This window comes from Mesorhizobium sp. M7A.F.Ca.ET.027.03.2.1 (genome assembly GCF_003999175.1).
Classification (GTDB): Bacteria; Pseudomonadota; Alphaproteobacteria; order Rhizobiales; family Rhizobiaceae; genus Mesorhizobium.
Genome location: NZ_RZOM01001307.1, coordinates 1 through 1,443 on the forward strand (window position 1 = coordinate 1; position 1,443 = coordinate 1,443).

General features: G+C 59.5%; 3 protein-coding genes. All 3 read left to right on the forward strand.

The window, feature by feature from the left end; translation table 11 throughout:
- On the forward strand, nt 1-145 hold a 145-nt coding region (locus EN750_RS34110; protein WP_127399263.1), incomplete at its 5' end, for a TIGR02301 family protein.
- Nucleotides 146-501: 356 nt separating this feature from the next.
- A complete protein-coding gene (locus EN750_RS34115) occupies nt 502-759 on the forward strand; it encodes a hypothetical protein (protein ID WP_008874920.1) in 258 nt (85 codons plus the stop codon).
- 70 nt (nt 760-829) lie between these two features.
- The coding region (locus EN750_RS34120) for a hypothetical protein (protein ID WP_189526667.1) at nt 830-1,443 on the forward strand (614 nt) is incomplete at its 3' end.

The following is a 1,443-nucleotide window of genomic DNA, read 5'->3' on the forward strand; positions in this document are numbered from 1 at the left end:
CTTCATTGCCAGCTTCAATCGCGGCTACCGCTCCTTCGGCGGCACCTATACGAGGTGTACGTCCTCGGCGACCGAAGCCATCAACCGCTACATGAAGGAAGGCGAGACGCTGTCTCGCGATATCGCCTCGCGTTACGGCAACTAGGCACTCGCTCATCAACAACTATCCGGATCATTGCTGGGCATTAGCCGATATATCGGCTTGTGCCGGGCGATCTCTTGGTGCAATCCTCATGTTGCACTTCTGCAACAGTATTAACGAAACCTTACCGCACGAAAGCGGAATTAACTCAAACTGAAGGTTTTCGCCCCGCAGGCCGCCCCAATCGGCTAAGTTTGACTCGGACTGAACGCAGCTTCGCACAAGGCAATTGGGCTTTGTAAAAGACGATCAAAAAAATGTCGTATTTACAAATACTTAATTGTCCCTGCGTGTGAAATGAACAGATCAGGCCTGATCCACATCGACGGATCGCAGCTTGAAAGGGTGGACATTCGCTTATGGAACATGGTGTCAACGACATCGACGCGCTGGTCAGGGAAGAAAAACGCCTGACCGCCGTGGAAAGCCACAGCGAGGCCTGGGCGGAAGGTCTCTCCGCCGGGATAGAGCCCGAGATCATTGCCGAAGCAGCGCTCGAAACAGCCTTCGGCGAGATGTTGCGTGCCAATGGCGAGACCTCGGCCCTTGCCCTGCTCGACCGTATGCGTGAAAAGGTGATTGCTGGCGCCTTCGAACCTGAACGGCTGCGGCACTGAACCGACGTCCGGTTCTTTGACGGCAACATGCCGCTCGGGCGTCATGCCCGGAAGCAGGGAGAAACGGGCAGTGAGTTTTTCGATGTCAGGCAAGCCGTGTGGCTTGGTCCTTCGCATCTCCTTCGCCGCTTGCTGTGCCGCGATTCCCCTGCTTGTGTGTCTCGCGAGCAGCCCCGTGTATGCACTGAGCGAAATCAAGCGCGAAGAGCTCCCCCCGACAGTCACGCCGCCGGCCGACGACGACATGGCGCCCTCCGGAAGCGCCGTGCCGATGCCCAATCCGGTCGGAACACCGCCGCCGGCCAGCCAGCCGACTGCTCCTGCCGAAGCCGAGCCGGACAGTCCGGCGGATGGCGGCGTGACCAGACCGCGTGTCGATCCGGAAACGCCGGTGCCTGAGGTCGTCTACGATCTCGGCAAGCTGCCGGAACCGGTGCGGCGCATGCACGATCTGATCGTCGAAGCCTGCAAGGGCGGCGATATCGAAAAGCTGCGGCCGTTGATCGGCACGGGCGAGAGCATGACACAGATATCGCTGACCGACATAGACGGCGACGCCATCGCCTTCCTCAAGGGCCTCTCCGGCGACCCAGACGGTCAGGAGATTCTGGCCATCCTGGAGGAGGTGCTTAATGCCGGCTACGTCCACCTCGATGCCGGCACGCCACAAGAACTCTATGTGTG

Bases quoted from the DNA above. Each gene is read 5' to 3' on its own strand.
- EN750_RS34115 (WP_008874920.1), top strand. From the start codon at position 502: ATGGAACATGGTGTCAACGACATCGACGCGCTGGTCAGGGAAGAAAAA.